Source organism: Bosea sp. PAMC 26642, assembly GCF_001562255.1.
Lineage (GTDB): Bacteria > Pseudomonadota > Alphaproteobacteria > Rhizobiales > Beijerinckiaceae > Allobosea.
Genome location: NZ_CP014301.1, coordinates 4,534,137 through 4,552,702, shown reverse-complemented (window position 1 = coordinate 4,552,702; position 18,566 = coordinate 4,534,137). Strand labels below are relative to the sequence as shown.

The following is an 18,566-nucleotide window of genomic DNA, read 5'->3' as shown; positions in this document are numbered from 1 at the left end:
CCCGCGCATGCCGGCGGCTCGCCGAAGAGAGCTGGCTCGGTTTGTTTGAACAGTTTGCGGGCTGTCGTTAAGTGGATTTCGGCCCTGGTTATGCCGCAACCGGGATTGGCTGCAGCGCGTTGAAGTAGGCCTGATCGGGTGTTTGCCGTCCCAGGCTCTGGTGAGGTCTCCGGCCGTTGTAGAAGGCGAGATACCGGCTGATCGAGGCGCGCGCATGGACACGCTGGCGTAAGCGCGCAGGTAGACCTCCTCGTATTTGACCGATTTCCAGATGCGCTCGACGAAGACGTTGTCGCGCCAGGCGCCCTTGCCGTCCATGTTGATCTTGATGCCCGCGCCGATCAGCAGGGCGGTGAACTCGCGGCTGGTGAAGTGCGAGCCCTGGTCCGTATTGAAGATCTCGGGCTTGCCGAAGCGGGCCATGGCGTCCTCGGCGGCCTCGACGCAGAAGGCGACGTCCATCGTGATCGACGGCCGCCAGGCCAGAACCTTGCGGCTGAACCAGTCAACGACGGCCGTCAGAGACGAAGCCCCGCGCCATGGGGATGTAGGTGATGTCCATCGCCCAGACCTGATTGGGCCGCGTCACCGGCAGCTTGCGCAGCAGGTAGAGGAAGATCTTGTGCCCCGGCGCCGGCTTCGAAGTGTTTGGCCTACGGTAGAGCGCCTCGATCCCCATGCCCTTCAGCAGCGTCGCGACGTGAAGACGCCCGGCGACATGCCCCTCGGCCAGCAGCAGACCTTGCAACATGCGGCTGCCTGCGAAGGGGTATTCCAGATGCAGCGCGTCGATCGCGCGCATCAAGGCCAGATCGGCGGCAGGAACCGCGCGGGGCAGGTAATAGACGCTGCGCCGGCTGATCCCGAGCACCTTCGCCTGCCGGTTGAGTGGCAGAACAGCGCGGTCGATCATCGCTTTGCGCTCAGAAGGCCGGCCTTGCCGAGCGCGCCGGACAAAAAATCATTCTCCAGCGCCAGCTCCCCGATCTTCGCATGCAGCGTCTTCACGTCGATCGCGGGCACGGCGGGCTCCGACTTCGCCTCTGACCCAAACGCCGGCCGCCCCGTCAAGGAGCTGGCTGCGCCATTGCGTGATCTGGTTGGGGTGGACGTCGAACTGCTGCGCCAGGTCGGCCAGCGTCTTCTCGCCTTTGATCGCAGCCAGTGCGACCTTCGCCTTGAAAGCCGGGCTGTGGTTCCGGCGAACGCGTCTCGTCATATCCGCTCCTGTTCACGGCGATCAGCCGCGTTCAGGCCGAAAATCCACCTACGCCCGCTGTCCAGATTTCCGAGCCAGCTCTGTGGCGACAGAACGGAGAGAATTCTCAGCGTGCCGGGCTTGTGTAATGCGAGCACCTGGCCGGTTATGCATCTGAATAAGCGACAGACATCTGTGGCCCTTAACGGAAGCACTGCGCGTCCGCTTATGGCCATTTCATCCGCAAGTGTTCAATTCATTAACATGGCGATGCGAGGCTCCTCATGGAGGAAACCAGCCATGAAGGCGGTCCGCATCGCTCATCGAACTCTCGCCCTGCCGCGTCTGCCGTTCTGGGCGGCTGTTTTCGTGACGTTGATATGCCTCGCCATCCTCGCCCTGAGCGGCTGGCGGGAATGGACGTCACGCGACGTCGATATGAAGAACGCCGAAGTGGACATGGCAAATCTCGCGCGCTCACTGACGCAGCACGCGGAGGACACCATAGAACTCGCCGACGCCACACTTATGGGTTTGGCCAGCAGACTAGAAACAAACGGCACGGACCATACCGCGCTCGCGAGAGTCCAGGACTTTCTGGAGCAGCGCAAGGCGACGCTAGGGCGTATACGCGGCCTCTTCGTCTATGACGACACGGGACGCTGGCTGGCCACGACGGAAAAAGTCAGCCTCACCGGCTTGAACAATAGCGATCGCGCCTATTTCCAGCGTCATCGAATGCTGGACGACAAGCATGCCTATCTGGGCCGGCCCGTGAAAAGCCGTTCCGGGGGCCAATGGATCATCACGGTTTCCCGCCGCTTCAACCATCCCGATGGAACTTTCGCGGGCGTGGTCCTCGCGACGATCGACACTGCGTATTTCGCTCAGTTTTATCGGCAGTTCGAGATCGGACCCAACGGCACCGTCACGCTGCTCAGCGCCGACGGCATCCTGCTGGCGCGCAGTCTCGATGACAGCAACTTTGTTGGTAGAGACATGTCGGCGACGCCGCTCATCAAAGACCGTTTGTCCCGTGCCTCGTTCAGCGCATATTACTTCAAGTCGCCTCTGGATGGAATCCAGCGATTGAGTTCGTTCAGGTTCAGCGACAGATATCCAATCGTACTGCTCGCGACGCAAGCTCAGGAGGATGTGCTGGCCAACTGGCGCCAGGGCGCCGCCGCACGGACCGTCTTCGTCGTGGCCTTGACCTTGCTCATCAGCGTCATCGGCATATTTTTGGTACGGCAACTCTTCGAACGTCAACGCATGGCCGGGGCATTGGCAGCCAAGGAAGCTGACTTTCGTCTGCTCGCGGAAGAATCGAGCGACATGGTCACCCGGATCGGTTTCGACGAACGTATTCTCTACGCTTCGCCGTCTTGCGCGCGCGTTCTGGGCTGGGATCCATCGCAGCTAGTTGGAACGCCGGCTCTGGCTGGCGTCAACCCGGAGGACCTGCCCCGGGTCGCACAGGCCGTCGCGTCGCTGAAGCGAGGTGATGTCGAGGAAGCCAAGATCCTCTATCGCACGCGGCATCGGGAGAAGGCCGAAATCTGGATCGAGACGTCGCTACGCGTCACGAGAAAGACAGAAACCGGCATGGTCGACGGGGTCGTGGCGATCTCGCGCGACATGACCGAACACAAGGATCTCCAGGATAAACTGGCGGCGCTGGCAACATCCGATGGTCTGACCGGACTTGCCAATCGACGATGCTTCGACGAACGGCTCGAACACGAATGGGCGAGAGCAGTGCGAGCGGGTGCCTCTCTCTCCGTGTTGATGATCGATATCGACAATTTCAAGGAATTCAACGATCGCTACGGGCATCTGGCCGGCGACGAGTGCCTTCGTGCCGTGGGGGGTGTCTTGTCGTCCGAAGCTCGACGACCGGCCGATCTGGCCGCGAGGTATGGCGGCGAAGAGTTCGTCCTCCTGCTGCCAGATACGGACGCCGAGGGCTGCGAGCAGGTCGGACTCAGGGTGGGCGAGGCAATTCGTGGACTTGCGATCCCGCACCTGATGAAGCTCGCCTCCAAGGTCGTTACTGCGAGCCTCGGTGGCGCGACCGCCTGGCCAACGGACGCCTCCGCGTCGGATGGCGCCTCGTTGGTCGGAGCAGCCGACCGGGCTCTCTACGCGGCCAAAGGCAGCGGGCGTGATCGCCTTGTCATGTCAGGAAAGGTCGCGATCTGGCCACATGCGAAAAGAGCCTGAAAAACGCGAAGGTGTTTTTACCGCGTCAGTCGGCCGCCACCGCGTCAGATTCCACGCTGCGCCTGGCGGAGTAGCCGCCGCCTTCCAACGTTCAGCGCAGGCTCACTCGATCCAAACCGCGACATGAGATCAGGCGTGAGCGGCATGATCGAGGCGAGCCGCTTTAGTCTAAGCCCCCAATGAGGCGGAATTCGACGGTGCAACGCGAGGGGGCGTTACGGCAGGATGCCAAGTGGCGAAGTATACGGCGGTGTCGAATGTCTCGGTGAGGAGACGTCCGTTGTTGACGGACCCTGCAAGGATTGGTTCTTTCGGCGACGCAAGTCTTGGCCGGACCGGAAAACGGAGTTTTCTGCGGGGCATCGCCAAATCCGCCGGCCATACGCAAGCCAGATCGCGTGTCTCCTGCTATTGATCTCCAGAGACCATACCAGTTCCGCAATGCCTGCCGTCACGCTTGATCTTAGGATGCACGCGGATGTCTGAAAATGATGCCGAGCTCGCCATTCTGCTCGCGGATGTGGTCGGCAGCACCTCGCTCTACGAATCCCACGGCAACGACCGGGCGCTGGGTCTCGTCACCGACTGCATCGACCGGATCTGCAGGCTGATCACCGAAGCCGGCGGAGAGTTCGTCCATTCCAAGGGCGACGACATCCTCGCCGCCTTCGTCGATCCGGCTGCCGCGCTCAGCGTCGTTTTCGCGATCTTCGCGCCGGGAGCCGATACCGTTCTGCCGATCAGGGTGGGCCTCCATTTCGGCTCGATCATCCGGGCGCGCGCCGATATCTTCGGCGACGCGGTCAATCTGACCGCGCGCCTGGCGTCGACGGCCAATCCTGGCGAAGCCCTCATCAGCCAGGATCTCGTCGACCGGTTGCCGCGTTCGATGAGAAGCCAGTTGCGGTACCTCGATGCCATGGCGCTGAAGGGCAAGTCGCAGCCCTGCCGCATCTACACGCTCCCCACGCCCGACCACTCGCTGCACACCGACATTTCGTCCATCCTCCTCCCGCGCAAGACCCGGATCGAGACGTCCCCGCGCGCGGTCGAGATGACCCTCGTCTATCGCGACCGGACATGGCAATTCGGCGAGGGGGCGACCGTGACGCTCGGGCGCCTGCCGGACTGCGATCTCCTGATCGACCGCCCCTGGGTCTCGCGGCTCCATGCCTCGATCACGATTGCGGACGGCCGCGTGCGGCTGGCCGAGCGCAGCAGTTCCGGCACGTTCATCATGATGGGGCACAGTCGGGAGGCGTTCATCCGCAGGGAGGACGTGCTCCTCCTCGGGTCCGGAACCATTTCGCCGAGCCTTCGCCCCGCAGCCGAAGGTGCCGAAGTGGTTCGATACGCGATAAGCTGAGGCCAGCGCGTTGAGAATAGCTGGTGAGCGCGTCGGGGCTCGAACCCGAGACCTACAGATTAAAAGTCCGTTGCTCTAGCAGGCCGCACCGACCTTGTTCCGCAGAACATCAGATCGCTCTGACCAAAAGCAACCGTCACCATGACGAAACCGCGACGCATGCACTGACATGCGGATGACTTGAAGCGTGAACGCGTCTCAATCGAACAGGCGGCGCACGATGGCCGTCGTCACGCCGGACGCCTGGACCTGCTCGAAGGCGTTGACGTAGTTGCCGGCGTAAAAGCCTCTGATCATGTCGACGCGAGAGCCGAGGGCCTCGTCGAACTTGATGGCGAAGCTGTCAGAGAGGTCGCGCACGATCGTGGCCTCTACAATGCCACCCCTGATCGTGCAGGTCAGGACGGTCCCGAGCGGGGCCGGTATGTCGCCTTTCAGCCTTGCCCCGGTGATCGAGATATCGACGAGGCGCATCATCAGAGTGCGACCGTTGATATCGACGAGTATCGCCTCATCAGTCTCGAAGCGCTCGGCCTTGCGGCGGCGTGGCTGCTCGATGCAGACGAAGCACACAATGGTCAGGATGATGAGATTGTACCAGCTCCAGGCGAAGGCGAGCCCGCCCGAGGTGAGGCTGTCTCCGCGGACATGGATCGCGAAGGCATAGATGAGCCCGGCCAGCGTCAGTGCGATGAGGCTGCCATAAATCTTGACGAGCGGCCATTCGACGAAGCGCCGCCCCCGGTCTCCGCCTTTGGCCGTGACCTTGAACTTCTGACCTTGCGGCCGCAGGAGGCCCGTGAAGATCGCCTTCAAGATCGCAGGTGTGGCGATGAACTGCGATACGTCGGTCATGAAGATCAGCGAGCGGCCACGCGAGATCCAGCTCATCGTCAGCGAATGCCAGAGGAAGAACGGCAGGAAATACCCGAGCAGATCGAGCAAATCCGCGCGGACGGCATGGACCCCGAAAAGCAGGTAACCGATCGGGACGAACAGCCCTAGCGCTTTGGCGATGTAAACGGCGGTCCAGTTCAGGAACGTATCGACGAGCGACAGCCGGTCGATGAAGCTCAGGTTCGACGAGCGCGAGAATGGGCCGCTGCGTCCCCGAGTAATCTGCATGAAGCCGAGGCACCAGCGGCCGCGTTGCGTGATGTATTCCTTCAGCCCCTCCGGAGCGAGGCCGAGCGTCAACTTCTCGTTGAGATAGGAGGTCGTAAAGCCCGTCTCCTTCAGCCGCAGGGTGAGTAGGTAGTCTTCCGTCACGGAATCAGTCGGAAATCCACCGACCGCCAGCAACGGCGCAAAGCGGATAACCGACGAGGTGCCGCAGCAGAAGGCGGCGCCCCAGGCATCCTTGGATGCCAGCACCACGTCGAAGAAGAAGCGCTGCTCGTCGGGCCAGACATGGCCGGCCGCGAGATTGGTCTGGATCGGATCGGGATTGATGAAGTGCTGCGGCGTCTGCACCAACCCGACCGAGGACTCGCGGAACAGGCACAGCGCGCGCGACAGGAAATCCGGCAACGGCACGAAATCCGCATCGAGAATGGAGACGAACTGCGGCGGGCGGAGCAGCGCGGCCAGATGCGTCAGGGCATGGTTGATATTGCCGGCCTTGGCATGGGCGTTGTCGGGCCGCGCCAGGTAACGGCATCCCAGCCGTCTCGAGAGATCCTCCAGCCAAGGCCGTCGCCCGTCGTCGAGCACCCAAACGCGATAATTGCCATGGTTCATCCCGGTGGCACCGATGATGGTGCGCTCCAGGATCGCTTCCTCTTCATTGTAGGTGCAGATCAACACATCGACGAGCGGCGGCTCCAGACCTGCAAGCCACGCCTTGTTGTCCTCAACCTCCTGCGAGCGATTTCGGGTGCGGCACAGGAAGATCGAGGCCAGGACCGCCGCGAGCAGCGAAGCCGATTCCGCAAGAAGGAAGATGATCCCGGCCGCGAAGTCGATAGACCACCCGGTTTCCGGCAGCGTTTGAGTGACTCGCCAGACGAAGTAACGCGCCAGCAACAGCAATGCGATGCCGACCATCAGCACTCGTGCGGGCGTCTGGTCATGCCTGAGCCAAGGCGTGACCATTACCGCAAGGCCGGCGGCGGCGAGGCCGGGAGCCAGCGCCGTCAGGAGATCGTGCGTCACGGCGCAAGCCCGTGTTCGCCGAACACGACGCGGCCCGTGCGCCCGACCCCGCAGGACTGGGAGCCCAGTTCCCGCACCGAAACTGTAACGCGATAAGACTCTTTGCTGAGCGCGGCCGGCTCGATCGCGAGATTGGCTGGCGCTCCGGCCAACCCGGTCAGATTGACGACCCTGCCCTGGAGTTCCTTGCCGCCGTCGGCCGGAATGAAACGCGCTGTGCTGCCGACCGAAAGTCGATTGTAGACGGATTCCGTCACGTTCGCCGTCACGATCGCCGTGGAGCAATCGATCAACCTGACGAGATCCTGGCCGACACGAACCTGCTCGCCCGGGGAGACCATCGTCTCCCAGATGCGACCTGCGACCGGAAGCGTCATGGCGACGTCGGCGAACGCCTGATGGCGCGTCTGCTCGGCTTCCAGCTCCGGGCCCAAGCGCTGCAACTCGGCTTCGAGGCTGGCAAGGTCCGCTCCGAGATCAACGATACGCTGGCGCATCTCGTCGCCGCGCTGAACGGAACTTGGCCGGTCATTGTAGCTGTCGCCAATGAATATCCCGGCGCGCGCCGCCGCAAGCTCGACGGCAATGGCCGCGAGCCGATGGCGCGTGGCGGTTTCCGTCTCCGTCATGGCCGTGACCTCGCGCGTCAGACGCGCGAATTCCGCGGCGGTCACATTGCCGGAACGTGCCAGGGTTTCGGAGCGCTCGCGCGCGGCGACGGCCTCCTCGCGTCGAGCACCGGCAACCGCGATCAGGCTCTCTGTTTCCGCGATGCGAGACGCGAGTTGCTCGATCCGCCCGAGGCGAAACTTTTCGGCTTGCCGGTCAAGATCGGCTTCCGACAGGCGCGCTGCCGCGAGCTTGGCTTCGACGGCTTTATGCTGGTTCTTCATCTGGCCGAACGAGCGACGCAAATCGTCGAGGCGGGTGCGATCCGCGCGCGGATTGACGACGCTTAGCAATATCTTACCCGCCGGGACCGCTTCCGAAGCGGCCAGATCCACCGGCAAGGCGACGATTTCTCCCGCGATCGGCGCGCGCAAGGTCATGACTCGCGCATTGATGACCGCCTCCACGCTGGACGTCTGCAGAAGCGTTCGCAACGGGATCAGCCCGAACACCGCTAGCACACTCGCCCCCAAGAGGAACTTGCCGATGCGCCGGATTGTTGGTCCCCGCGGCGCCTGCCTGCGTTGAGCCGGCGCCACGTCATCCCCCTCGGGCTGTGGCTCGCCCGGAGCGACGCGCTCTTCGAGCCTGCGCTGAAGGCTACGAACATCGAGCGTGTCCTGCACCTCGACGGACACCGGGCCGAGCCCGCGCTTTTGACCAATCTGCTGCAAAGGATCCAGCTCGGACCTGTTTCCAGAGTGCAGCTCTGCTGAATTGCGTTTGATCATCGTCGATGTTCCGCCTCTGTATCGGGACAGTCTGCGGAATGGCTTTACCGAATGGTAAGATTCTCGAAGGCCCCTCGACCTGACAAGAGATCCCGTCAACTTAGTGAATCGTATCCTCCAAGATCCCGCTCAGTTGTCCGATGGTCGGCGGTAGCGAAACGGGCTACCGGTACGGACGGTTATTTTGACTCTCGACCGTGCCACGATCGCAGCTTGTGTCGACAAGCTACGGAGGTCCGGTTTTGGACGCTCAATTTATGTCTGCAATTGGCGCAATTCGCCCGGACGCACGAGAGCCTTAGGATGCACAGCGCCAAATAAATTTCTGTCAGGCCAGCTCGTCGCGCGCCATCCAGCCATGAGGTCCATCGAAGCGAGCTGGTGGAGCGCAAAATGGACGGAAATCTGTTACGGCGCATAATGCAAATAAAAACATATACTTAAACAAAGTCGATGGCGGACAGGGAGGGATTCGAACCCTCGATACGGTTTCCCGCATACACACTTTCCAGGCGTGCGCCTTCAACCACTCGGCCACCTGTCCGGCGCGCTGCTTATGACCGCCGAGCCGGCTTCTTTCAAGCCCGGATTGCAGGCCGTCGCGAGAAGAGCCCCTCCGGCCGCCGGCCGCGGTTGCAATGCGGGCGCGGAATGGGCACATCGGCGCTGTAGATTTGCGGTTTCGAGGGACGGAATGCTGGGTTTTCTCGTGCGGCTCTGCGGCTATTTGCTTGTCGCGGCAGGGTTCGTGGTGCTGCTGCTCGACGGCGCGCGGTCGATCGCCAATTCAGCGGTGCTGGTCACGCCTTTGGGCGAAACGCTACTGACGCTGCTACGCGAGCGTTATCTGGCGATCCAGCCAACGGTCGAGCGGATCTATCTACCGCTATGGGATCCGGTGCTGCTGACGTTGACCCGGACGCCGACCGCGCTGGCGGCGCTTTTGCTCGGCTTCCTGCTCCTGCGGCTCGGCGCGCGGCGCGAGCCGCATATCGGCATCGTCACGCGACGGTGAAGGGTCGGGCGCGGCGCGAAGTCTGTGCGAACGGCGCCGCGATGCTTATATCATGCTCCATACCGACAGAGATGGGAGCCAGATCATGTTCTTCCTGCGCAAGAAGACCGCCCTGCCACAGCCAGGCGAGGCGTTGCCCGGACGCACTCAGCCGATTGCCACCGCCGAACGGCATTTCCTGAACAAACGCCCATTGCAGGGGCCCTATCCGGAGGGTCTGCAAAAGGCCGTGTTCGGCATCGGCTGTTTCTGGGGCGCCGAACGCAAGTTCTGGCAGCTGGAGGACGGCATCTGGATCACTGCGGTGGGCTATACTTGCGGTTTCACGCCAAATCCGACCTATGAGGAGGTCTGCTCGGGACAGACGGGCCATAACGAGGTGGTGCTGGTGGTCTACGATCCGGCCGTGGTCTCCTATGAGACGCTGTTGAAGACCTTCTGGGAAAGTCACGATCCGACACAGGGTATGCGTCAGGGCAACGATGTCGGGACGCAATATCGCTCCGGCCTCTATGTCTTCGACGACGCCCAGCGCGCCGCGGCAGAACGCTCGAAGGCGGACTACGAGCAAGCGCTTTCCGAGCGCGGCTATGGGGCGATCACGACCGAAATCCTCGACGCGCCGCCGTTTTATTTCGCCGAGGACTACCACCAGCAGTATCTGGCCAAGAACCCGGCCGGCTATTGCGGCCTAGGCGGCACGGGCGTCGCCTGCCAGATCGGCGTCGGCGTCGCCGCCTGATCTACAGTCGTAGGATCGCTTTTGGAGAAGCCCCGCAGCCCGTCTTGCGGGGCTTCTTCGCATCATGGCACAAGCGAAGGAACGAGCGAAGGCACGGTCGAGGCGGGCGCGACGATGAACCAGGACGAGAATACGGCCGGGATTGCGCCCGAGCATGCGCCCGGGCCGGCCGAGCGAACCCTGGAAAGCGTCCTTTCCGCCAGCCGCTGGCTACTCGCGCCGTTCTACCTGCTGCTGGTCGTCGCGCTTGGCGGGCTCCTGGTCAAGGCGCTGCAGGAGGCCTGGCACTTCATCAGCCACGTGTTCACCGCGACGGAATCGGAGGTCATCCTCGGCGTGCTCGCCCTGATCGACCTGACCTTCACCGGCTCTCTGATCGTGATCGTAATCTTTTCGGGCTACGAAAACTTCGTCTCGAAGATCGACCCGAGCGCGCATCGCAACTGGCCGGAATGGATGTCCCGGATCGACTTTTCCGGGCTCAAGCTGAAACTGATCTCGTCAATCGTCGCCATCTCGGCGATCCAGGTGCTGAAGGCGTTCATGAACGTGAAGGGTACCAGCGACCGCGACCTTATGTGGCTGGTCGTCATCCATGTCGTCTTCGTCGGCTCGGGACTGCTGATGGCCTGGACCGACCGCATCTCCGGAGAGAGCGGAAAAGGGCACTAAGAGCGGAAACGCGGCCGCCGACCCAAGTCAAGTTCTCTTTATGTTCTTGCGCGCGGCTTGAACCTCCGCTAGCCTCACCCAAGGGCAAGGGGCAGCGCGGATGGTGGTGCGGGTCGCGACGGTAGCGTTCGAGGGCATCGAGGCGCGCGCCGTCGATGTGCAGGTGCAGGTGACGCCGGGCGGCGTGAATTTCATCCTCGTCGGCCTGCCCGACAAGGCGGTTGGCGAGAGCAAGGAGCGGGTGCGCGCCGCGCTGATCGCCTCGGGGCTGGCACTGCCTGCCAAGCGCATTACCGTCAATCTCGCGCCGGCCGATCTGCCGAAGGAAGGCAGCCACTACGACCTGCCGATCGCGCTCGGCGTGATGGCGGCGATCGGGGCGATACCGGCCGATGCACTAGCGGGCTACACGGTGCTGGGGGAGCTTGCGCTCGACGGCTCGATCACGGCGGTGGCGGGCGTCTTGCCGGCGGCGATTGCCGCCTATGGCCGGGGCCAAGGCCTGATCTGCCCGGCGGCGTCCGGTCCGGAAGCGGCCTGGGCCGCGGCCGATATCGATATTCTGGCGCCCCGCTCGCTGATCCAGCTCGCCAACCATTTCAAGGGTACGCAGGTAATGGCGCGACCGGAGCCTGCGGTGGCGCGGCAATCGGGTCCGTTGCCCGATCTCTCCGACATCAAGGGCCAGGAGAGCGCCAAGCGTGTGCTGGAGATCGCCGCGGCCGGTGGGCACAACCTGTTGATGGATGGTCCACCTGGCGCCGGCAAGTCGATGCTGGCGAGCCGGCTGCCTTCGATCCTGCCGCCGCTGACCCCGCGCGAACTGCTCGAGGTCTCGATGGTGCTGTCGGTGGCGGGCCATCTCGCCGACGGGGCGCTGACCGACCGGCGGCCTTTTCGTGCCCCGCATCACTCGGCTTCGATGGCGGCGCTGGTCGGCGGTGGGCTGCAGGCTAAGCCCGGCGAGGTCTCGCTCGCCCATCACGGCGTGCTCTTCCTCGACGAACTGCCGGAGTTCCAGGCGCAGGCGCTCGACGCGCTGCGCCAGCCGATGGAGACCGGCGATGTGTTGATCTCGCGCGCCAACCACCGTGCCGTCTATCCGGCCCGCTTCCAGCTCGTGGCGGCGATGAATCCGTGCCGTTGCGGGCGCGCCACCGAGCCCGGCTTCGCCTGCCGCCGCCAGCCGAACGAGCGCTGCATGGCGCAGTACCAGACACGCATCTCCGGCCCGATGCTCGACCGCATCGACATCACCATCGACGTGCCCGCCGTCACGGCGTCCGACCTGATCCTGCCGGCGCCGAGCGAGGGCTCGGCCGAGATCGCGGCCCGTGTCGCCGTGGCACGCGCCATCCAGACTGCGCGCTTCGAGGCGCTGGGGCTCGGCCACGTCACGACCAACGCCGCCTGCCCGGCCAATGTGCTCGACGAGATCGCGAGGCCCGACAAGGCGGGGCTTGCCCTGCTACGCGATGCCGCCGACGCGATGCGTCTGACGGCGCGGGCCTATCACCGCGTGCTCAAGGTCGCGCGGACGCTGGCCGATCTTGACGGAGAGGAAACCGTCGGACGCATTCATCTGGCGGAGGCGCTGTCCTACCGCTCGCGGGTCGATCAGGTGGCGCAGGCGGCTTGAGACGGCGAGTCCGCAATCGCGCGAACGCTTTCTCAACCCGGCGATGCTAGGGGCAGGCCATGGATCTGCCCGTCTCGCCTTCTCTGGCCTGGGCCGTCGCGGCGACGCTGGTCGCCGGGCTCGCCTGCCTGTCGGTATTGTCGCTGCTGCGGCGGCGGGCCGCAATCATGCGGCAGGCCACGGAGCTGACGCAGAATCTCGAAAGCCTGAACGATCGGCTCTGGACGCTGGCCGACAGCGAGGAGCGCTATCGCAGCCTGATCGAGGCGCAGGGCGATCTGATCGTGCGGCGAGACGAGGGCCGGATCGTCTATGCCAATGCCGGCTATGCCGCTCTGCTCGGCCTCGATCCGGAAACGGTTATCGGCAGCACGCTGCTGCCCCGTCAGATCGCGGTGCGTCCTGCCGATCTCTCGGCCGACGGGGCCCGTGTCTTCGACGAATGCCTCGCCGCGCCCGACGGCGAGCGCTGGATCTCCTGGGTCGAGACCGTGGTGCCGGTCGCGCTGGGCAAGACAGTGCTGCAGCGCGTCGGCCGCGACATCTCGGCCCGCATCGCCAGCGAACAGGAGTTGGTGGAGGCCCGCGCCCGGGCCGAGGGCGCCAGCGAAGCCAAATCGCGCTTCCTCGCCACCGTCAGCCACGAATTCCGCACGCCGCTCAACGGCATTCTCGGCATGGCCGACCTGCTCAACGACACGCGGCTCGACCCCGAGCAGGCGACCTATGTGCGGGCCCTGCGGACCTCGGGCGAAGCGCTGCTCGGCCTCGTGGACGACATTCTCGATTTTGCCAAGGTCGAGGCCGGCAAGCTCGAACTGGCGCATGTGCGCTTCGATCTCGGTCAGCTGGTCGAGACGGTGTCGGAGTTGATGGCGCCGCGTGCCCAGGCCAAGGGCATCGAGATCGCCACCTCCTGGGCGCCCGACCTGCCCACCGCGTTCCTCGGCGATCCCGACAGGGTGCGGCAGATCCTGCTCAACCTCGTCGGCAATGCGATCAAGTTCACCGAGCAGGGCGGCGTCGGAATCCGCATCGCCTGGGCCGGCGAGGCAATCGCGATCACGGTCGCCGACACCGGGCCGGGTATCCCGGAGACACGGCTAAAGGCGATCTTCGAGGAGTTCGAGCAGGCGGAGAGCTCCGCGGCGCGACGCCACGACGGCACGGGACTGGGGCTGGCGATCGTGCGCCGGCTTGCCAGACTCATGGGCGGCGAGGTCGATGTCGAGAGCACGTTGGGCGAAGGTGCGCGCTTCCGCGTGCTGCTGCCTTTGACTGCCGCGCCCGAGTCGAAGGCGCCCGCACTGCCCGACTGGTCCGGCAAGCGCGTCCTGATCGTCTCGGCGGCTGCCTTCGGCGCACGCTATATCGCTGAGATCGTCGAGGCGGCGGGTGGGGCTACCCTGCTGACCGCCGATCCGGCCGAAGCCTACGACCTGTTGAAGTCGGGCGAGCGCTTCGATGCGGCGCTGATCGACCAGGCGCTCGGCGGGACGCAGGCAAGGGAGCTGGCGCAGGCGGCACGCGAGGCGCAGGTGTCCGAATGCCTCGTCGTGCTGTCGCCATTCGAACGCCGGCAGTTCGGCCCGCCACGCGAAGCCGGCTTCACGGGGTTTCTGGTCAAACCGGTGCGGGCGCGCTCGCTTTATGAGCGGTTGTCGCCGAGCCCGCCGCGCGGCGTGACCGGCGCTCTGCCGGCGATCGAGGCGACACCGGCCCTGTCGACAAACGCGCCGCGTCTGAATGTGCTGGTCGCCGAGGACAACGAGATCAACGCTCTGCTGGCGACGCGGACGCTCGAGCGTCTCGGCTGCGCGGCGACCTGGGTGCGCGACGGCCGAGAGGCAGTGGCGCTCGTCGAAGCCGGCTTCGCCGGAAAAGGCCCGGCTTTCGACCTCATCCTGCTCGACATCCGAATGCCGGAACTCGACGGGCTCGGCGCCGCACGCGCCATCCGAGCATTGGAAGTAGCCACGGGCCGCACGACGCCGGTGCCGTTGCTCGCCGTTTCGGCCAATGTCGCAAGCGAGGACAAGCGGGCGGCGCTCGCGTCCGGGATGAACGATTGCCTGGCCAAGCCGCTCGACCGGGATGCTCTGCGGCGCTGGATCGACCACCTTGCCCATGGCCCGGCACAGGCAGTGCCGGCTAAGCTTTCGTCATAGCTCTGACGTAGTATTGTCGCGATCCTGTCAGATCAGCGGCGCTAGCCTTCTTTCATTGCCGAGGTCGATGGCACTGGATCGGGACGAGCGATGGCATTCGAGGTATTTCGCGGCCTGAAACAGCCGGCAAAGCAATTTCCTGCCGGCCACCCGCTGCTGTCACGGTTCTCGCCGATGATGCTGATCACAGGTGACACCGTCCGCCGCCTAGGCGGATGGCAGGCGCAGTCCGACCCGCTGTCCGGATCGCTCGGGCGGGCCGGTTCCCTCGAAGTCCGGCTGGCGCGCGGCCCGCGCGAGATCTGGCGGGCGCAGCGCTTGCGCTACCGGGTGTTCTATCAGGAAATGTCTGCCAAGCCCGACGTCGTCTCGCGGATGTTCCGGCGCGATGCAGACCGCTTCGACGGCGCCTGCGACCATCTGCTGGTGATCGACCATGCCGCCCGCGGCCGCTTCGGCGGCACGAAACCGAGGGTCGTCGGCACCTACCGGCTGATGCGGCAGGACGCGGCTGCACGGCTCGGCGGCTTCTATACGCAAGGAGAGTTCGACCTCGCGCCGCTGCTGGCGCACCATTCGGGCAAGCGCCTGCTTGAACTCGGCCGCTCCTGCGTGCTCCAGCCCTACCGCAACAAGAAGACGGTCGAGCTACTCTGGCACGGGATCTGGGCCTATATCCGCCATCACCGCATCGACGCGATGTTCGGCTGCGCCAGTTTCGACGGCGTCGATCCCGAGGCGCTGGCGCTGCCGCTGTCCTTCCTCCACCATCATGCCCGCTCGCAGGACGAATGGGCGGCCAGCGCCCGCCCCGAGCGCCATGTCGCGATGGACCGGTTGCCGTCCGAAATGGTTGATATGAAGCTTGCGCTGAAAGAGATGCCGCCCTTGATCAAGGGCTATCTGCGGCTGGGCGCCCGCTTCGGCTCCGGCGCGGTAATCGACCGGCAATTCGGTACCACGGACGTGCTGGTGATCCTGCCGGTTGCGGCGATCGACCGCCGCTATGTCGCCTATTACGGCGATGAGGGACAGCGCTACGCGGCTTGAGGGTGAACGGGGCTTCAGAAGCCGGATGATTTCGTGAAAGCACCACCGTCATTCCGGGGCTTCGCGAAGCGAAGAGCCTGGAACCCAGAACCACTGCGCGCTTCGAAAATAAGCCGCACCGTGTCGAGCCCACTCTCGACCACCTGTGTGCGTATGGGTTCCGGGCTCGACCCTGCGGGTCGCCCCGGAATGACGGGGGAGTTGCCCGTTCTACGCCTCCGCCACCAACGCCCGCAGCGCCTCCCGATAGGTCGGATAGCTGAACTCGTAGCCGAGCTCCCGCTTCACCAAAGCGTTCGAGACGCGCTTGTTCTCGCCGTAGAAGCTCGCCGCCATGGGCGACAGCTTTGCCGAGTCGAACGGGATTTCGGGCGGGGGTTCGACGTCGATCAGGTCGGCTGCGAAGGCGACCACGTCCTGCGGCGGCGCCGGCTCGTCGTCGGTGACGTTGTAGACGGCGCCGTTGCGAGGGCGGTCGAGCGAGGCCAGCAGGATGCCGGCGATGTCGTCGACATGGATGCGGTTGAAGACCTGGCCGGGCTTGACCAGCCGGCGCGCCATGCCCGCCCGCAGATTGACGATGGCATTGCGGCCCGGTCCGTAGATGCCGGAGAGCCGGAATATCTGCACGGCCTTCCCCGCTCTTTCGCCGAAGGCGAGCCAGGCCTCGTCGGTGGCGAGCCGGAGCCGTGACCGGGCGCTGCCCGGCCGGCATTGCGTACTCTCGTCGATCCAGGCGCCGCCATGGTCGCCATAGACGCCGATGGTCGAGAGATAGCCGATCCATCGCAGATTCGGCGCAGCCGCTAGTTGGCTAGAGAGCGCCACCAAAACCGGGTCGCCGTCCTCGCCCGGCTGGATCGAGACCAGCACTGCGTCCGCCTCGGCTATCGCTGCAGCCACGCGCGAGGAGACCGCAAAACCGCCGAAGACGAGGGTCGGGATGCCCTCGCGGCTGAGGGCGCCGGCTCTTTCGGCCGAGCGCACGGTGCCGACCACCTCCCAGCCTTTGGCGAGGGCGGCGCGCGCGAAAAAGCCGGCCGAGTAGCCGAGGCCGAGGATGACGAGCTTCATGCGGCAAGGTCCGGTTGCGGCGGGAGAAGAGCGCGCCATTCGCGGCGGACGTCCGCGTCCGGTTCGCACGCGAGAGCCTTCGCCGCAAGCGCAGCGGCGCGGCCCGGAACGAGCCGGCCAAGCGCCCAGGCGGCCATGGCGCGCACCAGCGGCGAGGCATCAGCGATCAGGGCCTCGGCGCTTGCAGCGAGTTCGGGACGGCCGCTGTTGCCGATCGCGATCAACACGTTGCGAACGAAGCGGTCACGGCCGGTGCGCTTGATCGGCGTGCCGGCAAACAGCGTCCGGAAGGCAGCGTCGTCAAGTCCGGCGAGCATCGCCAGCGGCAGCGCTTCGAGATCGTCCTTGAGCGCGAGGCGGGTTTCCTGCGCGGCCTGGGCGAACTTGTTCCAGGGGCAGACGGCTAGGCAGTCGTCGCAGCCGAAGACGCGGTTGCCGATGCCCGGACGAAGCGCCGCATCGATATGGCCTTGATGCTCGATCGTCAGATAGGCGATGCAGCGGCGGGCATCGAGCTGGTAGGGCCGCGGGAAGGCGTCGGTCGGGCAGATGTCGAGGCAGCGCCGGCAGGTGCCGCAATGGTCGATCTCGGGCGCGTCCGCCGGAAGTTCGGCGCTGGTGTAGATCGCTCCGAGAAACAGCCAGGAGCCGTGCTCGCGCGAGACAAGAACGGTGTGCTTGCCCTGCCAGCCGAGTCCGGCGGCCTGTGCGAGCGGCTTTTCCATCACCGGGGCTGTATCGACGAAAACCTTGACGTCGGCCCCGCCGCGCGCCGCCAGCAGGCCGGCGACGCTTTTGAGCTTGCCCTTGATCACGTCGTGATAGTCGCGTCTGCGGGCGTAGAGCGAGATCGCGGCACGATCGGGGTGGTCGAGGATCGCGAGCGGGTCGCTTTCGGGGGCGTAGCTCATGCCGAGCATCACGACCGAACGCGTTTGATCCCACAGTGTCGCCGGATCGGCACGCTGCGCGGTGCGCTCCTCCATCCAGGCCATGTCGCCGTGATGGCCGGCGGCGAGCCAGTCCTTCAGCCGCGCCGGTGCGTCGGGAATGCTGTCGGCGCGCGCGATGCGCGCGACGGTGAACCCCTCGGCACGGGCGCGCTCGACGACGGCCTGCTTCAGGCGCTCGCCGCTCAAAAATCCAGATTGTCGTAATGCGCGCTCGGGGCCATGCCCGGCACCCGGTCGTTCAGCAGCGGCCGGAAGCTCGGCCTCGACTTGATCCTCGCATACCATGCGCGCGCCGCCTCGTCCTCGTCCCAGGGCACGTCGCCGAGATAGTCGACGCAAGAGAGATGCGCCGCCGCGGCGAGATCGGCATAGCTCAGTTCGCTGCCGGCGAGCCAGTTCCGCTTCGCCGTCAGCCAGGCGATGTAACGCAGATGATAGCGCACATTGCTGCGCGCCGCGCGGATGGCGCTCATCTCCGGCGAGCCGCCGCCCTCCTCGCGGCCCATGAAGCGCTTCATCACCTTTTCCAGCACGAGCGGGCCGGTGATCTCCTCGTGGAATTTCAGGTTGAACCAGTCGAGCAGGCGCCGCACCTCGACGCGCTCGGCCGTTCCTTCCGGCAAAAGCCGGCGCTCGGCCAAAGCGAGCCCGCGCGTCTCGTCGAGATATTCGGCGATCACGCCGGCGCCGGGCACGGCGAAGCCGTGGTCCTCGCGGAAGACCGGCGTCGTGCCGGCCGTGTTGAGTTCGAGAAATTCGCGCCGGCGCTCCCAGACGCGCTCCTCGACCAGAGCAGTTTCAAGCCCGTACTCGCTCAGAACCAGACGGATGAAGCGCGAATGCGGACACAACGGATAATGATGGAGGGTCGCCATGGCACTCTTGAATCAGGGATGTGAGGCGCAAACAGGG

General features: G+C 64.9%; 13 protein-coding genes, 1 tRNA gene and 1 pseudogene. 8 read left to right on the top strand and 7 right to left on the bottom strand.

The features are described from left to right. Positions 1 to 88: 88 nt before the first annotated feature. Positions 89 to 1,219: pseudogene (locus tag AXW83_RS21790) on the bottom strand (IS3 family transposase). Positions 1,220 to 1,498: 279 nt separating this feature from the next. Between AXW83_RS21790 and AXW83_RS21780 the strand changes: the two are divergent. Further along, positions 1,499 to 3,421, top strand: a complete 1,923-nt coding sequence (locus tag AXW83_RS21780) for a diguanylate cyclase domain-containing protein (protein ID WP_066617226.1) — start codon at positions 1,499 to 1,501, stop codon at positions 3,419 to 3,421. 478 nt (positions 3,422 to 3,899) lie between these two features. After that, positions 3,900 to 4,787, top strand: a complete 888-nt coding sequence (locus tag AXW83_RS21775; protein WP_066617223.1) for an adenylate/guanylate cyclase domain-containing protein — start codon at positions 3,900 to 3,902, stop codon at positions 4,785 to 4,787. 198 nt (positions 4,788 to 4,985) lie between these two features. Here AXW83_RS21775 and AXW83_RS21765 read toward each other — a convergent pair whose 3' ends face one another. The 3 genes from AXW83_RS21765 to AXW83_RS21750 all read right to left on the bottom strand — a co-directional run bounded on the left by AXW83_RS21765 (position 4,986) and on the right by AXW83_RS21750 (position 8,885). Beyond that, positions 4,986 to 6,881: a glycosyltransferase gene (locus tag AXW83_RS21765; RefSeq protein WP_066621036.1), complete on the bottom strand. Its 1,896-nt coding sequence runs from the start codon at positions 6,879 to 6,881 to the stop codon at positions 4,986 to 4,988. Positions 6,882 to 6,937: 56 nt separating this feature from the next. Next, positions 6,938 to 8,341, bottom strand: coding sequence for an HlyD family secretion protein (locus AXW83_RS21760; protein ID WP_082767316.1), 1,404 nt, complete (start codon positions 8,339 to 8,341; stop codon positions 6,938 to 6,940). Positions 8,342 to 8,795: 454 nt separating this feature from the next. Then, positions 8,796 to 8,885, bottom strand: a tRNA-Ser gene (locus tag AXW83_RS21750). Positions 8,886 to 9,035: 150 nt separating this feature from the next. Between AXW83_RS21750 and AXW83_RS21745 the strand changes: the two genes are divergently transcribed. From AXW83_RS21745 to AXW83_RS21720, 6 genes are all read left to right on the top strand, one after another. Further along, positions 9,036 to 9,356, top strand: coding sequence for a hypothetical protein (locus AXW83_RS21745; protein WP_066617217.1), 321 nt, complete (start codon positions 9,036 to 9,038; stop codon positions 9,354 to 9,356). 85 nt (positions 9,357 to 9,441) lie between these two features. Next, positions 9,442 to 10,098, top strand: coding sequence for a peptide-methionine (S)-S-oxide reductase MsrA (gene msrA, locus AXW83_RS21740; protein ID WP_066621025.1), 657 nt, complete (start codon positions 9,442 to 9,444; stop codon positions 10,096 to 10,098). Between the two features lie 114 nt (positions 10,099 to 10,212). After that, on the top strand, positions 10,213 to 10,770 hold the full coding sequence (locus tag AXW83_RS21735) for a TIGR00645 family protein (protein WP_066617215.1): 558 nt from the start codon (positions 10,213 to 10,215) through the stop codon (positions 10,768 to 10,770). A 100-nt stretch (positions 10,771 to 10,870) separates the two neighbouring features. Continuing rightward, a complete protein-coding gene (locus AXW83_RS21730; protein WP_066617211.1) occupies positions 10,871 to 12,409 on the top strand; it encodes a YifB family Mg chelatase-like AAA ATPase in 1,539 nt (512 codons plus the stop codon). A gap of 59 nt (positions 12,410 to 12,468) precedes the next feature. Beyond that, complete coding sequence (locus AXW83_RS21725; protein ID WP_066617207.1) at positions 12,469 to 14,577, top strand: ATP-binding protein; 2,109 nt, start codon at positions 12,469 to 12,471, stop codon at positions 14,575 to 14,577. A gap of 177 nt (positions 14,578 to 14,754) precedes the next feature. Next, positions 14,755 to 15,627: a l-ornithine N(alpha)-acyltransferase gene (locus AXW83_RS21720; RefSeq protein WP_442855257.1), complete on the top strand. Its 873-nt coding sequence runs from the start codon at positions 14,755 to 14,757 to the stop codon at positions 15,625 to 15,627. 210 nt (positions 15,628 to 15,837) lie between these two features. On the opposite strand, the gene AXW83_RS21715 is transcribed toward AXW83_RS21720, so the two are convergent. The 3 genes from AXW83_RS21715 to AXW83_RS21705 all read right to left on the bottom strand — a co-directional run bounded on the left by AXW83_RS21715 (position 15,838) and on the right by AXW83_RS21705 (position 18,529). Further along, on the bottom strand, positions 15,838 to 16,701 hold the full coding sequence (locus tag AXW83_RS21715; protein WP_066617192.1) for an SDR family oxidoreductase: 864 nt from the start codon (positions 16,699 to 16,701) through the stop codon (positions 15,838 to 15,840). After that, a complete protein-coding gene (gene queG / locus AXW83_RS21710; RefSeq protein ID WP_066621021.1) occupies positions 16,698 to 17,753 on the bottom strand; it encodes a tRNA epoxyqueuosine(34) reductase QueG in 1,056 nt (351 codons plus the stop codon). The genes AXW83_RS21715 and queG overlap by 4 nt, the downstream gene beginning before the upstream one ends. An 83-nt stretch (positions 17,754 to 17,836) precedes the next feature. Further along, on the bottom strand, positions 17,837 to 18,529 hold the full coding sequence (locus AXW83_RS21705; protein ID WP_066617190.1) for a glutathione S-transferase family protein: 693 nt from the start codon (positions 18,527 to 18,529) through the stop codon (positions 17,837 to 17,839). Between the last annotated feature and the right edge of the window lie 37 nt (positions 18,530 to 18,566).

What these genes read in the sequence shown, in the direction of transcription:
- AXW83_RS21780 (WP_066617226.1), top strand. Translation starts at nt 1,499, where the DNA reads ATGAAGGCGGTCCGCATCGCTCATCGAACTCTCGCCCTGCCGCGTCTG.
- AXW83_RS21775 (WP_066617223.1), top strand. Translation starts at nt 3,900, where the DNA reads ATGTCTGAAAATGATGCCGAGCTCGCCATTCTGCTCGCGGATGTGGTC.
- AXW83_RS21765 (WP_066621036.1), bottom strand. Translation starts at nt 6,881, where the DNA reads ATGGTCACGCCTTGGCTCAGGCATGACCAGACGCCCGCACGAGTGCTG.
- AXW83_RS21760 (WP_082767316.1), bottom strand. Translation starts at nt 8,341, where the DNA reads ATGATCAAACGCAATTCAGCAGAGCTGCACTCTGGAAACAGGTCCGAG.
- AXW83_RS21745 (WP_066617217.1), top strand. Translation starts at nt 9,036, where the DNA reads ATGCTGGGTTTTCTCGTGCGGCTCTGCGGCTATTTGCTTGTCGCGGCA.
- msrA (WP_066621025.1), top strand. Translation starts at nt 9,442, where the DNA reads ATGTTCTTCCTGCGCAAGAAGACCGCCCTGCCACAGCCAGGCGAGGCG.
- AXW83_RS21735 (WP_066617215.1), top strand. Translation starts at nt 10,213, where the DNA reads ATGAACCAGGACGAGAATACGGCCGGGATTGCGCCCGAGCATGCGCCC.
- AXW83_RS21730 (WP_066617211.1), top strand. Translation starts at nt 10,871, where the DNA reads ATGGTGGTGCGGGTCGCGACGGTAGCGTTCGAGGGCATCGAGGCGCGC.
- AXW83_RS21725 (WP_066617207.1), top strand. Translation starts at nt 12,469, where the DNA reads ATGGATCTGCCCGTCTCGCCTTCTCTGGCCTGGGCCGTCGCGGCGACG.
- AXW83_RS21720 (WP_442855257.1), top strand. Translation starts at nt 14,755, where the DNA reads ATGCTGATCACAGGTGACACCGTCCGCCGCCTAGGCGGATGGCAGGCG.
- AXW83_RS21715 (WP_066617192.1), bottom strand. Translation starts at nt 16,701, where the DNA reads ATGAAGCTCGTCATCCTCGGCCTCGGCTACTCGGCCGGCTTTTTCGCG.
- AXW83_RS21705 (WP_066617190.1), bottom strand. Translation starts at nt 18,529, where the DNA reads ATGGCGACCCTCCATCATTATCCGTTGTGTCCGCATTCGCGCTTCATC.